The sequence below is a fragment of the Pseudomonas sp. PP3 genome (assembly GCF_905336995.1).
GTDB classification, from domain to species: Bacteria; Pseudomonadota; Gammaproteobacteria; order Pseudomonadales; family Pseudomonadaceae; genus Aquipseudomonas; species Aquipseudomonas reinekei.
In genome coordinates this window covers 967,501-984,653 of record NZ_HG995459.1, presented here as the reverse complement: position 1 = coordinate 984,653, position 17,153 = coordinate 967,501, and the positions used below count along the sequence as shown (strand labels likewise).

General features: G+C 58.6%; 13 protein-coding genes and 2 rRNA genes (1 of these 15 running past the window's edge). 7 read left to right on the top strand and 8 right to left on the bottom strand.

What is annotated here, in order from left to right; all coding sequences use genetic code 11:
- Positions 1-51 precede the first annotated feature (51 nt).
- From KHO07_RS04530 to KHO07_RS04520, 3 genes are all read left to right on the top strand, one after another.
- A complete protein-coding gene (locus KHO07_RS04530) occupies positions 52-1,470 on the top strand; it encodes a TIGR00366 family protein (RefSeq protein ID WP_075945709.1) in 1,419 nt (472 codons plus the stop codon).
- A 261-nt stretch (positions 1,471-1,731) separates the two neighbouring features.
- Positions 1,732-2,052: a hypothetical protein gene (locus tag KHO07_RS04525; protein ID WP_150733926.1), complete on the top strand. Its 321-nt coding sequence runs from the start codon at positions 1,732-1,734 to the stop codon at positions 2,050-2,052.
- Positions 2,053-2,201: 149 nt separating this feature from the next.
- Positions 2,202-3,374: a hypothetical protein gene (locus KHO07_RS04520; protein ID WP_212626562.1), complete on the top strand. Its 1,173-nt coding sequence runs from the start codon at positions 2,202-2,204 to the stop codon at positions 3,372-3,374.
- A 77-nt stretch (positions 3,375-3,451) separates the two neighbouring features.
- Here the strand turns inward: KHO07_RS04520 and can are convergent, their stop codons facing one another.
- Positions 3,452-4,096: a carbonate dehydratase gene (gene can / locus KHO07_RS04515; RefSeq protein ID WP_150733928.1), complete on the bottom strand. Its 645-nt coding sequence runs from the start codon at positions 4,094-4,096 to the stop codon at positions 3,452-3,454.
- A 169-nt stretch (positions 4,097-4,265) separates the two neighbouring features.
- Here can and KHO07_RS04510 point away from each other — a divergent pair, with 169 nt between their 5' ends.
- Entirely contained in the window at positions 4,266-4,670 is a 405-nt protein-coding gene (locus KHO07_RS04510) for a serine kinase/phosphatase (RefSeq protein ID WP_212626561.1), read from the top strand.
- A gap of 43 nt (positions 4,671-4,713) precedes the next feature.
- On the opposite strand, the gene rimI is transcribed toward KHO07_RS04510, so the two are convergent.
- Both rimI and KHO07_RS04500 read right to left on the bottom strand, forming a co-directional pair.
- Positions 4,714-5,166 (bottom strand): ribosomal protein S18-alanine N-acetyltransferase, encoded by a 453-nt coding sequence (rimI, locus tag KHO07_RS04505; RefSeq protein WP_150733930.1) that lies wholly within the window; start codon positions 5,164-5,166, stop codon positions 4,714-4,716.
- On the bottom strand, positions 5,159-5,914 hold the full coding sequence (locus KHO07_RS04500) for an energy transducer TonB (RefSeq protein WP_212627586.1): 756 nt from the start codon (positions 5,912-5,914) through the stop codon (positions 5,159-5,161). Before KHO07_RS04500 ends, rimI begins: the two co-directional genes overlap by 8 nt.
- Positions 5,915-6,134: 220 nt before the next feature.
- Between KHO07_RS04500 and mksB the strand changes: the two genes are divergently transcribed.
- The 3 genes from mksB to mksF are packed head-to-tail and all read left to right on the top strand — an operon-like array spanning position 6,135 to position 10,943.
- Positions 6,135-7,415: an Mks condensin complex protein MksB gene (gene mksB / locus KHO07_RS04495; protein WP_212626560.1), complete on the top strand. Its 1,281-nt coding sequence runs from the start codon at positions 6,135-6,137 to the stop codon at positions 7,413-7,415.
- A complete protein-coding gene (gene mksE, locus KHO07_RS04490) occupies positions 7,405-8,106 on the top strand; it encodes an Mks condensin complex protein MksE (RefSeq protein ID WP_034149629.1) in 702 nt (233 codons plus the stop codon). Before mksB ends, mksE begins: the two co-directional genes overlap by 11 nt.
- The gene (mksF, locus tag KHO07_RS04485) at positions 8,103-10,943 is read left to right on the top strand and encodes an Mks condensin complex protein MksF (RefSeq protein WP_150733932.1); all 2,841 of its coding nucleotides are present in this window, start codon (positions 8,103-8,105) and stop codon (positions 10,941-10,943) included. Before mksE ends, mksF begins: the two co-directional genes overlap by 4 nt.
- 71 nt (positions 10,944-11,014) lie before the next feature.
- Here mksF and KHO07_RS04480 read toward each other — a convergent pair whose 3' ends face one another.
- From KHO07_RS04480 to KHO07_RS04460, 5 genes are all read right to left on the bottom strand, one after another.
- Complete coding sequence (locus KHO07_RS04480) at positions 11,015-13,318, bottom strand: MlaD family protein (RefSeq protein ID WP_212626559.1); 2,304 nt, start codon at positions 13,316-13,318, stop codon at positions 11,015-11,017.
- The gene (locus KHO07_RS04475) at positions 13,311-13,934 is read right to left on the bottom strand and encodes a paraquat-inducible protein A (RefSeq protein WP_150736382.1); all 624 of its coding nucleotides are present in this window, start codon (positions 13,932-13,934) and stop codon (positions 13,311-13,313) included. Before KHO07_RS04475 ends, KHO07_RS04480 begins: the two co-directional genes overlap by 8 nt.
- Positions 13,921-14,580, bottom strand: a complete 660-nt coding sequence (locus tag KHO07_RS04470; RefSeq protein WP_150736383.1) for a paraquat-inducible protein A — start codon at positions 14,578-14,580, stop codon at positions 13,921-13,923. Before KHO07_RS04470 ends, KHO07_RS04475 begins: the two co-directional genes overlap by 14 nt.
- Positions 14,581-14,727: 147 nt before the next feature.
- A 5S ribosomal RNA gene (gene rrf / locus KHO07_RS04465) occupies positions 14,728-14,843 on the bottom strand.
- A 154-nt stretch (positions 14,844-14,997) separates the two neighbouring features.
- Positions 14,998-17,153, bottom strand: a 23S ribosomal RNA gene (locus tag KHO07_RS04460); it runs 736 nt beyond the window's last position.

Here is a 17,153-nt window from a genome sequence, read left to right as displayed (position 1 = left end):
GCTCCTGTCGCCCCGAAGACCACAACAAACATAAAAATTCGAGGTATTCCCGTGGCCGCTGATATCGAAGATACCCGCTCCGCCCGCTTTGCCCTGCGCTGCTCAAGTTTTGCCGAACGCTGGTTCCCCGACTCCTGGGTGTTCGCCGCCCTGGCGGTAATTATTGTGGCCCTGGCCACTATGGCCATGGGCGCCAAGCCCACCGACGCCGCCATGGCCTTCGGTGACGGCTTCTGGAGCCTGATCCCGTTTACCATGCAGATGGCTTTCGTGGTGATCGGTGGTTACGTCGTCGCCAGCTCACCACCCGCCGTGAAGTTGATCGACCGCTTGGCGAAACTGCCTAAAAACGGCCGCTCCGCCGTGGCATGGGTTGCGCTAATCTCCATGGTCGCCTCGCTGCTCAACTGGGGTTTGTCGCTGGTTTTCGGCGGTTTGCTGGTGCGCGCCCTCGCCCGTCGTACCGATCTGAAAATGGACTATCGCGCTGCGGGTGCAGCCGCGTATCTGGGACTCGGCGCGGTTTGGGCGCTGGGTCTGTCGTCGTCGGCGGCACAATTGCAAGCCAACCCGGCCAGCCTGCCGCCGTCGATTCTGTCGATCACCGGGGTGATTCCGTTCACCCAGACGATCTTTCTCTGGCAGTCGGGTGTGATGTTGCTGGCCCTGATCGTCATTTCGCTGATCATTGCCTACGCCACCGCCCCCGGCCCGAACACCGCCCGCGATGCCAAGGCCTGCGGCGTTGACCCGAGTTTCAATCTGCCGCCCCTGCAGCCACGCACCCGTCCCGGCGAATGGCTGGAGCACAGCCCGCTGCTGACCATTCTGCTGGTGCTGCTGGCCGCCGGATGGCTGTTCCATGAGTTCTCGACCAAACCGGCGATCAGTGCGATTTCCGGACTGAACACCTACAACTTCCTGTTCATCATGCTCGGTGCCCTGCTGCACTGGCGGCCGCGCAGCTTCCTTGACGCCGTATCCCGTGCGGTGCCGACCACCACGGGCGTGCTGATCCAGTTCCCGCTGTACGGTTCGATTGCCGCGCTGATGACCACGGTCAAAGGTGCCGATGCGCAGACCCTGGCCCACCACATCTCGACGTTCTTCGTCAGCATCGCTTCCCACGACACCTATGCGCTGTTGATGGGTGTGTATTCGGCGATTCTCGGCTTCTTCATTCCATCCGGCGGCGGCAAGTGGATCATCGAAGCGCCGTACGTGATGCAAGTGGCCAACGACCTCAATTACCACCTGGGCTGGGCCGTGCAGATCTACAACGCCGCCGAAGCCCTGCCGAACCTGATCAACCCGTTCTATATGCTGCCGCTGCTGGGCGTGCTCGGGTTGAAGGCGCGAGACCTGATCGGTTTCTCGTTCGTGCAATTGCTGGTGCATACGCCACTGGTGCTGTTGCTGCTCTGGGCACTGGGAACGACGCTGGCGTATACACCGCCAGTGATGCCGTAACTGTAGGAGCCCGCTTGCTGGCGATCGATGCGCCGCGGTTAACCAGACCACCCGCGTCATCGTTAACGACCACCGCCCGCAAGCAGGCTCCCACAGAAGTACGTGATCCAGTCGAACAAAGCCGACAATCTCGAAGACCCCTTCTTACAAAACGCGTGGCGTTGTCCCACTCAATACGGGTGCAAGTCCTGACTCTTGCCGCCCGCCGTGTTGAATTAACCTGTCCCGGAGAATCAATCATCAAACCCCAAGGAAGATCCGATGACACCCATATCCAAAACACTGGAAGAGTTGATCAATGAAATTTACCAGGACGGCAACGTCTCGGTAGTCGAGTACCGGACACTGCGAGACGATGCCGACCGCCGCATGGACGCGGTGGTTCGCGAGTTTGGCCAGCACAACAATGTGACGGCCTTTCAGAAAGCGATGGATGTCGCCATGCAGCTTTTGCAAACCGCCGTGATCGATGCCAAAAAAGCCGGCCTGACCGACACCGGTGAGGCGATCGTCAAGGACGCGGTCACCGCACAAGTCGAATACCTGCGGGCCGGCAGCCAATTGGCGCTGCGTCTGCTGTGATTGACTGATCTTGAACCAGCCCGCAATTCACACGTTGCGGGCTGGATTGCATTTCTCCGAAAAAATGCCAGAGGCCTACTTTTCTGCTTCATTGTGTTGATCCAGTATGGCTGTATCCGTAACGGGACCCCGCTGAAAAGGATCTGAGCATGCTAAAACTTGCAGGACTTACCCTCGCGGCCCTCACTCTGAGTGCCACAGCCCATGCCGATATCAACCTGAAGCTGGGCAGCACCGAACGCGTTACCCGCCTTTTTGCCTACCCCAACAACTGCAACGTGATCTGCTTTCGCAACTGGACGCTTGAGCAAACCGTTGAGCATTACCTGACCCAAAGCGTGCAACGCGACGGCTATAGCGACGCGAAGGTGCTGGTCAAAACCGACAACCATCAGCTCTATGCCGAAATCACCGGCGTACCCAAACGTTATGAAAAGCCCTTGGCAGCGCTGCTCGACGCCGGGGACCTGGCCTACAACGGCGCCAGCAAACTGAACGCCGACGGCAAGTGGGCCTACAGCTGGTACTTGTTCCTGCCACTGGGCATGGCACTGGAAAATCGCAGAAGCGTCGAACTGCTGCACTTTCCGCCAGACTATTCGCTGACCCAGGCTCAGGATTACCTGCGGTCTGCCACCACCGATCGCTGGGCCACGCTGCTGACGGTCAACGGCGTCCCTGCCGAACAAACGCCGGGCTACCAGACCATCATCGATATTGCTCCGATTGCCGCACCGTCCAACGCCGGCAAGGACCTTGAGGGTGTCTATAGCTACTTCAAGGAGTACCAGACCACGATGGTCAAGCAGGTCAGCCTGAACGCCAGCGGCGATGCCCTGCCGATGGTTGCCTTCGGCACACCGGTGCGTAACTGGATCAAGGAGCAATACGGGCCGACGGTGAATGTGTTGAGCCTGGTCTACATCAGCCCGAACGAGGGGGTGAAAGTCCCCGTGCTGGGAGCCAACCATCCGAGCTACATTTGGTACGCCGCTGATCCGGCGAATTACACGGGCACCGATGCCAAGGCCAAGGCCGATACGGCGGGCCTGAAAGTCATGGGGCAGGATTTGAGTGCCGCGTGCTGGCAGGCCGCGATGGGGCGCGAATCCGACACCAATCCTGACGTTGAGCTGAAAAGCTGCACGCAAACCTGGCAAGTGGCGCAGAAGGATAAAACCTGTGAGCTTTTCTACACCTCGATCCGCAACCTGACGCCCGCACAAGCCGTGGGCAAATGCGCGTCGGCAACGATCCAGGCCCAGCTCAAACAGCTCAAGGCACCCGCGCCAGCGACGGCACTTCCCGCGCCAGCGCTATAAATCGATGCCAGCCCACGGCCAGCGCCGACGACCAGATGCTTGCAACACTGGCGTCGGCAATGGCCCCGCTGAAGGACTTACAGCGGTTCGAACGGACGCAGGCGATACTGCGGCGGCAACTGTTCGAATCCACTGATGGTGGTGTTCAGGCTTTTCCAGCGACCGTCCTTGATGCCATAGATGCAGCCGTGAATCGACAGGCTCTGCCCGCGATGCCAGGCATTTTGCACAATGCTGGTGTGCCCGACGTTGGCCACTTGCTGGATCACATTCAGTTCGCAGAGACGGTCGACCCGCTCTTCCTCAGTCGGCAACACAGCCAGTTCTTCGCGCTTTTCGTAATACAAATCACGAATCGAACGCAGCCAGCCGTCGATCAGGCCGAACTGACGATCCTGCATCGAGGCGCGCACGCCACCGCAGCCATAGTGGCCAGTGACCAGGATGTGTTTGACCTTGAGCACGTCCACCGCGTACTGAATCACCGACAGGCAGTTGAGGTCGGTGTGCAGCACCACGTTGGCCACGTTGCGGTGGACGAACAGATCACCCGGCAGCATGCCGACAATCTCGTTGGCCGGCACCCGTGCGTCGGAGCAGCCAATCCACAGGAACTCTGGAGTCTGTTGGCGCGCCAGCTTGGCGAAGAAGTCAGGATCTTCTTTGGTGATCGCGTCGGCCCAGCGCTCGTTGTTATCAATCAGATCTTGTAATTCGTTCATGCTTTGAAGCCTCAAGAATGGTGCGCAGCTTTGACTGACAACCGTCCGTCGGGGTCACGCGCGAAATGCCGTTGCTTTCCTCATACCTGGACGCAGGGCTCCATGCCGGTTGAATTCTCGGTAACCCAATGGGTCCACCCTAGTAAGGCCCACAGTATGAGGAATTGCCATGACTGAATCACGACGTCCTTACGATGCGGTGCAACCGGAACCCATCGATGACAACGAAGACCGCATGGGTTCGATGAATGAGCTGGATTTCGACGAGGACGAACCCAGCGCAAAAATCGGTGACGAGTTGCCCGACAACGAGCGCGAACAGCTGATGCCACGCCAGCGCGTCCGCGAAGCCGGCATGACCGGCGCCTCGACGGATGACCACGAACCCACCGACGACGACATGAGCCCGGAAACCCTGATCCGCGAAGACGGCGCTCGGGATGCTCGCGAAGCCGGCACAGGGGATCAGGCCGATTGGGACCTGAGCATTGTCGATGAAGACGACATTGGCGGCGGCAACGGGCCGGATGAGGCGGAAATGGCGCGGCGCGATCCTCTGGACCGCAAGCGCTGATTTTTTTGTGGTGAGGGAGCAAGCTCCCTCGCCACAATATGACTCAGTCCACCAACGTGCAGGCCATCACTACCGCGTCTTCGCGCCCACCTACCGCCGGGTAGTAATCCCGTCGACGGCCAATCTCATTGAAGCCATAGCGCTCGTACAGCTTGAACGCGGCAGTATTGCTGTCGCGAACCTCCAGGAAACATTCTCGAGCTTCAGCCTTGTAGGCAATCGACATCAGATGTTCCAGCAGCGTCAAACCCAGGCCACGGCCCTGGTTTTCCGGTTTGACCGTAATGTTCAGCAGATGCGCCTCGTCGAGGATGATCTGCACCACACCGTGGCCAACCTGTTGCTGCCCTTCAAACATCAGCCAGATCTGGTACTTGCCCAGGCCATCCAGAAAAATCCCGCGGGTCCAGGGATGGCTGTAGGCCGCGTATTCAATCTTCAGAACGGTTTCCAGGTCCGCCTCGGTCATCGGGCGGAACGATACAGCGTCACTCATTCGATTCTTTCCAACGCGCCATCAGCCGACGCATGGCTTGCCAGACATCAGCCTTACGCTGTGGCTCTTCCATTAATAATTCCAGGCCAGGCACCGCCCAGGCCGAGCCCAGGCCTTCGACCTGCAGTTCCCGATTGAAGGACTCGGCATCCGCCTCACCGGCAAAACGCACCGCAGGCAGGCCGATCAGCCACACGCAGACGCACGGCGCGTCTTCGAGCCTGGCCGAGAGGAAACCCTGAACGAAATCGCGGGCCGCTTCCGGGCCCTGGTCCATCGTGCCGCGCACCAGCAATGGCCAGCGCACCGGCTCACCGACGATCTGCGGGCTGTCCGGCAGACCGGCGGCGCGCAGCATGTCCTTGAGCAACAGATAAGCGGGATCGCGAGCCTGAAACGCCTCGCCTGTGGGTAACTCGACCAGCAGCAGGCAGCGCCCGGCCCGCAGCAACTGCAGGGCGAAACGCGGTGGCGGCACGATCGGTGCCTTGACCACGACCGGCGCCTCTACCGCCTCGTCCACCGGGATGGCTCCGGTGCGTGTGCTCGCCAGCGATGGCCGTGGCACCTCGATCTTTGTCCGTTCCGCCGGTTTGACTACCGGCGTCACGGGCGCCACAGGCGCTTCAGCCACGGCAGCCGGGGCCACAGGCGCGACGCCAAGCAGCTCGGGCATCTCCAGCAGCTCGGGCCGCGACGGAGCGGCGAAAGGCAATTCGGTGCGCGGCAGCCAGTTGACCACCTGCATGGCGTTCAAATAAGCGCGACGACGGGACTCAATAAGCAAAGGTCGGCCACTTGTGGATAACTAAAGTGCGCTGATTCTACCGCCGTTCGCTCAAGATCGCCTGCTGTTGATCGATTGACTTTACCCATAGAAAAAACGACAGCCTGTCCCGAGAGTGAATCGCATTGCCTCCGATGCAGTACAATCGCCGCTTTTAATCGCCAACCAGCCGGCCATTCCGATGATCGAACCCAAGCGCGTCTTGCGCGCCCTCGCTGAACACTGGGCACTTCTGGAGCCACTGTGCGAGCACTTCGACCAGGGCACACTGAGCCTCAACGAACTGCGTTCACAGTTGGCCACCCAGCAACTCGACAGTACGCCGCAGGACATCACCAGCCTGCTGGACGTGTGGATTCGCCTCGACATTCTGGTTCCCGTGGCGAAAAGCCCGAACCGTTTCGAGCTCAATGCGCAAATTCACGACTTCCTCGCCTATCTGCGCCGCGAACACCGTCTGGGCTTGTGCCTGGAGATCGAAGCCTATCTGCGCCACCTCGAGCGTCTGGCCGGTTATATCCAGGACGCGTTCGATATCCGCGACGGTCATGACCTGGCTCGTCAACTGCGTCTGCTCGACATGCGCGTGCGTGACGTGCTGAAAAAACTCGATAACGACGAACAGGCACTGGTGGCCGTCGCCGAACGGGCGAAAACCAGCGACCGGCAGATACCGCTGCGTCAGCGTTACGCGGAAGTGCTGGCGACCTGGGACGAATACGTCGAGCCGATGATTGATCTGGTGAACGCCGACGGCGCCTTCGAACAAGGCGTGCGCAAGGTCGAAACCGTGCTGCTGAAGATGCTCAGCGAACAGCAACGCCTCGGCCACCTGGTCGACGACGACATGCTGTTGCGTACCCACGCGCGCATCCTCGAAATGCAAACCAGCGCCCAGTTGACCCTGCGTCACGCCCGCGAACTGCTGCTGCCGCTACGTGAAGAAGCGCGCCGGCACAACGCGGTGACCCGTGGGGCGGCGTTGGCCCTTTCGATGATCCGACGCAAGGGCATCGACGCCGTGCCGCAAGCGGCCATGCCGATGTTCACCCGTCCGCAGAGCACCTTTCTCGGCAGCGCCAGTCAGGTCGAGGCCTACGTGTACGCCTTGGCCCGTTTCGAGCCAAAACCCGCGCGCTTCCCCAAGGCACACAAGACCCACAAGGGCGGCGATGCCCCACGCGCGCCACGCACGGTCCGGGAAATGCTCGACCGCTGCGAAGACGCCCTGCCGATGCCGGACCTGATGACCTGGCTGCTGGAGCAGGAACCGGACGGCGCCACGGACGAATTGCTGTACTGGTTCTCGCGCCTGTCCCGGGAAAAGCGCTTCAAGCGTGAGCGCCTGGAACGTCGCGACTACTTCACACACGAGCACCAGGTCAGCCTGCGCTCCTTCGCCCTGCTCTCGGCCGGCGACACCGCCGCCGAGGATTCTGCGAGCACTCCTTATGCATCTTGATCTATCCGAACTGTCCCATCTGGCGCCGATCTTTCGCGAGCTGTTCAAGGGTTACCACGTCAGCCGCCGCGATCCGGAGCTGTACGCGCAGTTGTCTAACTTTCAGGACCAGTACCGCACGCTGTTCAAGGCCTTGGGCTTTGAACTGGTCTGCGACACCCGTGGCTTCTACTACTTCGTGCCGGATCTCGCGGCGGCGGCGGTGAACAAGACAGCCCAGCGTCTGGCGCTGTTCACCTTCATCCTCGTCGAGCACCTGGCCGATCAGGGCCGCGACCCGATCGCCGTGCTCGATGGCGGCAGCCTCGGTCGCGATGAACTGCCGTCGCTGCTGGAAAAGTACCGCGACCTGTTCATCCAGGCCGAAGTGCAGACCCAGGACGAGCTCGAAGAAAAAATCATGCGTCGCATGACCCAACTCGGTTTCGCCAGCGAAGAAAACGGCGTCTACCGTTTCCTCCCGCCGATGCACCGATTCCTCGACGTCTGCCTGTCTGTTCAACAAGACCGCGATCTGGCCGCCAGCCTGCACAGCGTATTGCCACTGCCCGTGCCGGTGCTGATCGACGAAGACAGCGACGAAAAACTGCTGCAGACCGACGACCCACTGGACCTCAGTGAGTTCGAAGGCGAAAGCGAAGAAGACGCCCTGGCCCGCGCCATTGCCGAAGAACAGGAGCTCGACGCATGAGCAAGGAACGTTACGGCATCCGCCGCTTTGCCCTTTTGAACACCGCCGGCTACAGCCTCGGCCTGTTCCCGCTGGAAGAGCCGCTGTCGGTCTACGGCGCGAACAACCTCGGTAAATCCGCTTCGATCAACGCCTTGCAGTTCCCGATTCTGGCGCGCATGTCGGACATGAGTTTCGGCAAGTACAGCCTGGAGCAATCCCGGCGTTTCTACTTCGCCTCGGACACCAGCTACATCCTCGTAGAAGTCTCGCTGCCCCACGGCCCACACGTCATCGGCGTGGTCGGGCGCGGCCCGGGCGGTGGTTTCGGTCACCAGTTCTTTGCCTACGCCGGCAAGCTGGATCTGGCTCATTACCAGAAGAACGACACCTGCCTGCGCCAGAAAGAACTGTTCACCAACCTTGAGCGTGAAGGCCTGAAAGCCTATGAACTCAAGCCTGACGAACTGCGTCGCCTGCTGGTCGGCGGCCACACGTCGATTCCGCTGGACCTGACCCTGATCCCGCTGCGCTCCACCAGCGAACAGAGCCTGAAGACCTTCCGCGCACTGTTCATCAACCTGCTGCACATGCGTGAAATCACCGCGGCCAAGCTCAAGCAATTGTTCCTCGACGCCTTCGAACACAGCCTGCGTTCCGGTAGCGTCGATTACATTGCCGCGTGCGAAGAAGCCTTCCGCGATGTACGACGGATGGAACAGGATTACAACTCGCTGGTCGCCGCCGGTCCACTCGTCGAAGCCCTGGCCAATGGCGTGAAACAACGCGACATCCTGCGCGGCAAGCTGCACCGGATTTCGCCACTGCTCGATTCCCTGCTGGGCACCTGGTCGGACTACGCCAGTGCGCGCAAGGAAGAGCTGACCATCCAGGCCGAGCACTACCGCAACGAACAGGACGCCCTGCAAAACGATCAGCGCGGCGGCACTCAGGAACTGATGCGCCTGGAGCGGGAAATCACCGGCATCCAGCGCTGGCTCGGCGAACTGGCGGTGCTCAAGCATCGGTTTGCCCTGGTCGATGACGTCAAGGTGCTGGAGCAACAACTGCTCGCGGCCAAGGACGCTCACGATGAACTGGCCGGTGCGCTGGCACAGTCCCGTCAGTTCAGCGCCGAAGACCTGGAAGAACGCCTGCGGGATCTGGAAAAACGCCTGAAGTCGGTCAAGCAGCAACTCGATCACGCCGACAACAACAGCTATGCGCGCCTGCGCGAAGAGTTCTCGCAACAAGACGTCGAACGCCTGATGCGCCTGTTCAACAGCGCGCTGTTCAGCCTGCCGCTGGGCGAGCACGGCATCACCCTTGACGAGAACGGCGACTGGGTGAAATCCGTGGAGCTGATCCTCGACGGTTTCAAGGGCGAGCGTTTCGAAGTGCCGGGGCTGTCCATCGACATCTCGCACATCGAGCCGCCAGCTCTGCAAGCGCTGGCCGACCGTGCGGCGTTGCGCGATCAGAAAGAGCGTCTGGAAAAAGAACTCAAGCAACTGAAAACCCAGCAAGCCGTGGCCGCCGACCGCGCCGCGAGCAAGACCCAGACCGAAGCGCTGTACCAGCAAGTGCTAGACGCGCAAAAAGCCCTGGAAGATTTCCGTCGCGCGCAAACCCTGAGTGCCGAGGAAGGTGACAAGCTGGAACAACTGGCGCAGATGGAAGCCGCGCAGGACGAATTGAAGCGCTCCAGCGATGCGTTCACCGAGCGTGTCCAGCAACTGTCGGCCAAGCTGCAACTGGTCGGCCGCCAGATCGGCGACATGGAAGCCAAGCAACGCACCCTCGACGACGCCCTGCGCCGTCGCCAGTTGCTACCGGCGGACCTGCCATTCGGCACGCCGTTCATGGACCCGATCGACGACTCCATGGACAACCTGCTGCCGTTGCTCAACGACTATCAGGACAGCTGGCAGGGCCTGTTGCGCGCCGATGGACAGATCGAGGCGTTGTACGCGCAGGTACGCCTCAAGGGCGTGGCCAAGTTCGACAGCGAAGACGACATGGAGCGCCGCCTGTCACTGCTGATCAACGCTTACGCGCACCGCACCGACGAGGCGCTGACGCTGGGCAAGGCCCGTCGTGCCGCTGTGACCGACATCGCCCGGACCTTGCGCAACATTCGCAGCGACTATGACAGCCTCGAGCATCAACTCGCGCTGTTCAACCGCGAGATCAACAAGCGTCAGGTGTCCAACCTGCAGAGTTTCCGCATCGTGCTCGCGCCGAACAAGGAAGCGCTCAAACACATCGACCAGATCATCCACAGCGCGGGTCAGTACGAAGAAGGCGAAACCCTGTCGGTGTTCGACCTCAGCCAGAGTGCGGAACAGGACAACAAGAACGAAGAAGCCAAGGAGTACCTTGCTCGGTTGGTGGCAGCGAACCACAACCAGCTCGGTCTGAAAGACTTGTTCGAACTGGCGTTCGAGATCACCAAGGTCAATGGTCAACCGGTGATCCACACCGACATCGACGGCGCCGCCTCCAACGGCACCACCATGACCATCAAGGCGCTGACCAACATGTACTTGTTGCTGCACTTGATGGACCGCGACCTGGCCGGGCGTGTGCGCTTGCCGTACTACCTCGACGAGGCCGCGGACATCGACGAGAAAAACCAGGCTGCCTTGCTGGAAACCAGCCTGCAACTGGGCTTCGTGCCGATCCTGGCGAGTGTGAAGCCGCAGGTCTGCGCCAGTGTCGCCATCGACCTGGAAGGCGGCAGCGGCCCGGCCGGCATCTACATCGACGAGGCGGACTGGAAGTACATCCGTCGTCACGATCAGGTAAAGGCGACGCTCAACGAGCAGGCGGATGAACCGGAGATGGACGCGGTTTGATCCGGCTCTGTTGATGGCAATAAAAAGGCCGCGATCCAATGGATCGCGGCCTTTTTCTTTTCTGCTTAAGCTTACTTGCCGAGGGAAATCTTCGGTGCCCAGGTCAGCCATTCCTCTTCGAACTTGTCGAACAACGGGAACGTCTGCTCAGGTCGCGCCACACTGCCCATCCGCTCACCGTCCGGTGTGGCAAACGCGACGCCACCCTGAATCATGGTTTCCAGCGACTCGGTTCTCACCGTCGCGCCTTTGAAAAGGCCGACATCAAAATCAAACCCGCTGGTGTTCCAGAATCGCGTACCGCTACGCACTAACGGCGCGTATTTAGGTTCGATCAGGATGTGGATCAGCACGCGATCCGCCGTCTGCCCCAGCTCATACCCAGTCACCTTGCCGACCGTGATTTCGCGATACGTCACCGGCACACCCGCTTTCAGCGAACCTCGGCGGGCAGCACTCAGCACCAGGCTCAACCCGGCTTCGGCCTTGGCGGTTTCAGGCGGGGTGGGCAGGGCCACGAAGTTCTTCTGCGGGCCGAGGTTCTTCGCGGCCGGCTGCACTTCGATGTACTGCCCGGTGACCAATGTCTCAAGGTTCGATGTCTTGATCAGTCCCAACTCAGGCTTGACCACCCAGAACTCACTGCCAACCCGCGCAATGCGCTCGGGCACTTCTGTGATACGCGCCGTCAACAGTACCGATTGCAGATCGTCACTAAGATCAACATTCTCGATCTTGCCGACATCCAGCCCCTTGAAGCGAACAGGCGTACCTGCACGCAAACCATCAGCGCGATCAACCTTGATCGTGATCACCGCGCCTTTCTGATTGGCGTCCTCGTGACTGGCGAACAAGCGGAAACGCGGGATCCGCTTCTGCAGTGGCGCCTTCGCTTCCGGTGTTTCAAAGGCAATGCCGCCAGCCATCAGGCTTTGCAGCGACTCACTCTTGACCTGAATCCCGCCGGTCAAACCGCCAGTCAGCGTGATACCGCTGGCATTCCAGAACCGCGTCGAGGCATTGACCAGGTTTTCGTATTCCTTCTCGATGTGGACGCCGATCACCAACTGGTTTCTTTTGCGCGAGAACTGGTAGCTCTGCACCGACCCCACTTTCACCTGTTTGTAGAGAACCGGACTGCCGACTTCCAGCGAACCAAGGTTCTCGGTGAACAACACCAGGTGCAGGCCTGGCGAGCGCAGGTCCAGCGGCGGTGCCTTGGGCCGCGCGATGAATTCACGTTGTGGCGCAGCGCCCTTGTCACCGGGGCGCACAGCAATGTAGTTACCTTTGACCAATGCCTCCAGGCCCGTGATACCCGCCAGAGAAATGGACGGCTTGACCACCCAGAACTGCGTACCGTCGACCAGATAATCCTCGGCCAACGGGTCCAGGGTCAATTCGGCGCTCGCACCGGACAGATCCGGATCGACCTTCAACGCCTTGAGCGTGCCGACCTGGATTCCTTTGTACATGACCGGCGTGCGGCCAGCCTGCAGCCCTTCGAAGTCACTGAGCTTGACCTTGACCTTGATACCCGCCGCCGCCGCATCAAAGTCTTCATAGAGACGGAACGGCAAGCTCGGATCGGTGGGCGGACTGTCCTTGCGATTTTCCGGCGTGGCAAACGCAATCCCCCCGGCAACGATACTGGCCAGGGACTCACTGCGTACTTTCACGCCCGACAGATTGGCATCGATGCTGATGCCGCTGGCGTTCCAGAAACGCGTGTGTTTGCGCACCAGTTTGGCGTAAGTCGGCTCAATGAACACCTTGAGCTCAACGGTACTCTGGTCTTCGGAGAGCACGTAACTCTTGATCTGCCCCACTTTGATCTGTTTGTAGAACACCGGACTGCCGCGGTTCAAAGAACCCAGGCGATCAGCCTTGATCGTGAGGTGCAAGCCAGGCTGAGCATCGGAAAGCGGCGGCTCTTCGGCGAGCGCCTTGAACTTGCGAGTGGGTTCCCCTTCACCGGGGCTGATCGCAACATAGTTACCCGAAACCAGCGTTTCCAGGCCCGTGATACCGGCCAGAGTCACACTCGGTTTAACCAGCCAGAAACGTGTGCTCGTCCGAAGATATTGCTCGACGTCTTTGTTCATCTCGACGGTGGCGATCACGCCTTTTGAGTTGCCTTCATCATCGAGTTTGAGTGTCTTCACCTTACCAACCGGCATGCCTTTGTAGACGACTTCGGTCTTGTTGGCCTGGATGCCTTCACCGCTTTCGAAACGTACCTGAATCTCGAGGCCGGTTTCGTTGTAGGCACGCCAGCCCAGCCAGCCGCCGATGATCAAGGCGATCAGGGGCAACACCCAAATGGCAGACCAGTTCGAGGCCGGTCGGGTTTTCGCTACAGGCAAATCAGTCATGGTCGTCGTCCGACTCCGTGTTATCCCAAATCAGTCGGGGATCGAAAGTTACTGCGGCAATCATCGTCAGAATCACCACACTGGCAAAAGCGACGGCGCCAAGATTGGCTTCGATGCTGGCAAGCCGCCCGAAGTTCACAACCGCCACCAGGATTGCGATCACAAAGATATCGAGCATCGACCATCGCCCGATGAATTCAATAAAGCGGTACATCCAGATTCTCTGGCGGGCAGACAGTGGTTGGCGGCGCTGCACCGAAAACAGCAGCAGCCCGATCCCTACCAGCTTGAATGTGGGCACCAGGATACTGGCGATAAACACCACGGCTGCAATGGGGAACATTCCGTAGTGAACCAGTTCGATCACACCGGCCATGATCGTGCTGGGCGCGCCTTTACCCAGTGAGTTGACGGTCATGATCGGCAACATGTTGGCCGGAATGTAAAGAATGGCGGCCGTAATCAGCAAGGCCCAGGTCCGCACCAGGCTATTGGGCCGACGGGCATGCACCAACGCTCCGCAACGAGTACAGACTTGCTCATCGGTGTCAGCTTCCTGCCTGTTCAACTCATGACATTCCGCACAAACCAGAATGCCTGCATCAATCGCCCGCATGGGCATCCTCTCCTGATAACGCCTGCCAGATCTGGTGAGGCGACATGACCACTTCCAACCAGACCTGAACCAGTAACAAAGCAATAAAGCACGCCAAACCGAAACCTACGGTGATTGCTGCCATATCTGCCAGCTTAACAATCGCCACCAGTACGCCCATGAGGTAAACCTCAAGCATTCCCCAATCGCGCAAGTGGTGATAAATGCGATAGAGCAGCAAACCGTAACTGCGCCCGATATTGAAACGGATACTCAACAATACGAGCAGCTGGCACAGCAGTTTGAGCAACGGAATCGCCATGCTGCACAGGAACACAACAACTGAGACGCTTTGCATGCCTGAGTCAAAAAGCGCGACAACACCGCTCCAGACAGTGTCTTGCGACGATTGCCCGAGTAGATTGAGCTGCATGATGGGTAAAAAGTTCGCCGGGACAAACAACAGCAGGGCCGCTATGACCAAGGCAAGACTACGTTGCACGACATTGTGACGATGGGCATACAGTTCGTAGCCACATCGCGGACACAGGGCTTTCTCGCCATGAGCGAGCTTGGGCTTGCGCATCAGCAAGTCGCACTCATGACACGCAACCAGATTTTCTAGTGGCAATTCTGACAGCCCTTGGGCGTCAACCGGGTCTGGCATAAGCGCTCTGACTCTGAAAAAGGTGGACCTATTCTAGTGTCCTGGACGGAAAATAACTGTGCAAATTTGTGTTGTAGCTGATCGGCACTTTTTCTACGCCCAAAACAAAACCCCAACTGCTTTCGCAATTGGGGTTTCGGAATTTAATCTTGACGATGACCTACTCTCACATGGGGAAACCCCACACTACCATCGGCGATGCATCGTTTCACTGCTGAGTTCGGGATGGGATCAGGTGGTTCCAATGCTCTATGGTCGTCAAGAAATTCGGTGTGCCGACTCGTCTTTCGACGCTTCAGCAAATTGGGTATGCGATAGATTTTGCGGTTTTGTGAACGGTACGAACTTTCGGTTCATTGCGTCTTCACACACCGCAATCTGATGCTCTTTCGAGTAATCAAATTGCTTGGGTGTTATATGGTCAAGCCTCACGGGCAATTAGTATTGGTTAGCTCAACGCCTCACAGCGCTTACACACCCAACCTATCAACGTCGTAGTCTTCGACGGCCCTTCAGGGGACTCAAGGTCCCAGTGAGATCTCATCTTGAGGCTAGTTTCCCGCTTAGATGCTTTCAGCGGTTATCTATTCCGAACATAGCTACCCGGCAATGCCACTGGCGTGACAACCGGAACACCAGAGGTTCGTCCACTCCGGTCCTCTCGTACTAGGAGCAGCCCCTCTCAAATCTCAAACGTCCACGGCAGATAGGGACCGAACTGTCTCACGACGTTCTAAACCCAGCTCGCGTACCACTTTAAATGGCGAACAGCCATACCCTTGGGACCGGCTTCAGCCCCAGGATGTGATGAGCCGACATCGAGGTGCCAAACACCGCCGTCGATATGAACTCTTGGGCGGTATCAGCCTGTTATCCCCGGAGTACCTTTTATCCGTTGAGCGATGGCCCTTCCATACAGAACCACCGGATCACTAAGACCTACTTTCGTACCTGCTCGACGTGTCTGTCTCGCAGTCAAGCGCGCTTTTGCCTTTATACTCTACGACCGATTTCCGACCGGTCTGAGCGCACCTTCGTACTCCTCCGTTACTCTTTAGGAGGAGACCGCCCCAGTCAAACTACCCACCATACACTGTCCTCGATCCGGATAACGGACCTGAGTTAGAACCTCAAAGTTGCCAGGGTGGTATTTCAAGGATGGCTCCACGCGAACTGGCGTCCACGCTTCAAAGCCTCCCACCTATCCTACACAAGCAAATTCAAAGTCCAGTGCAAAGCTATAGTAAAGGTTCACGGGGTCTTTCCGTCTAGCCGCGGATACACTGCATCTTCACAGCGATTTCAATTTCACTGAGTCTCGGGTGGAGACAGCGCCGCCATCGTTACGCCATTCGTGCAGGTCGGAACTTACCCGACAAGGAATTTCGCTACCTTAGGACCGTTATAGTTACGGCCGCCGTTTACCGGGGCTTCGATCAAGAGCTTCGCGTTAGCTAACCCCATCAATTAACCTTCCGGCACCGGGCAGGCGTCACACCCTATACGTCCACTTTCGTGTTTGCAGAGTGCTGTGTTTTTAATAAACAGTCGCAGCGGCCTGGTATCTTCGACCGGCGTGGGCTTACGGAGCAAGTCCTTCACCCTCACCGGCGCACCTTCTCCCGAAGTTACGGTGCCATTTTGCCTAGTTCCTTCACCCGAGTTCTCTCAAGCGCCTTGGTATTCTCTACCCAACCACCTGTGTCGGTTTGGGGTACGGTTCCTGGTTACCTGAAGCTTAGAAGCTTTTCTTGGAAGCATGGCATCAACCACTTCGTGTTCTAAAAGAACACTCGTCATCAGCTCTCGGCCTTAGAATCCCGGATTTACCTAAGATTCCAGCCTACCACCTTAAACTTGGACAACCAACGCCAAGCTGGCCTAGCCTTCTCCGTCCCTCCATCGCAATAACCAGAAGTACAGGAATATTAACCTGTTTTCCATCGACTACGCTTTTCAGCCTCGCCTTAGGGACCGACTAACCCTGCGTCGATTAACGTTGCGCAGGAAACCTTGGTCTTTCGGCGTGGGTGTTTTTCACACCCATTGTCGTTACTCATGTCAGCATTCGCACTTCTGATACCTCCAGCAAGCTTCTCAACTCACCTTCACAGGCTTACAGAACGCTCCTCTACCGCATCACCTAAGTGATACCCGTAGCTTCGGTGTATGGTTTGAGCCCCGTTACATCTTCCGCGCAGGCCGACTCGACTAGTGAGCTATTACGCTTTCTTTAAAGGGTGGCTGCTTCTAAGCCAACCTCCTAGCTGTCTAAGCCTTCCCACATCGTTTCCCACTTAACCATAACTTTGGGACCTTAGCTGACGGTCTGGGTTGTTTCCCTTTTCACGACGGACGTTAGCACCCGCCGTGTGTCTCCCATGCTCGGCACTTGTAGGTATTCGGAGTTTGCATCGGTTTGGTAAGTCGGGATGACCCCCTAGCCGAAACAGTGCTCTACCCCCTACAGTGATACATGAGGCGCTACCTAAATAGCTTTCGAGGAGAACCAGCTATCTCCGAGCTTGATTAGCCTTTCACTCCGATCCACAGGTCATCCGCTAACTTTTCAA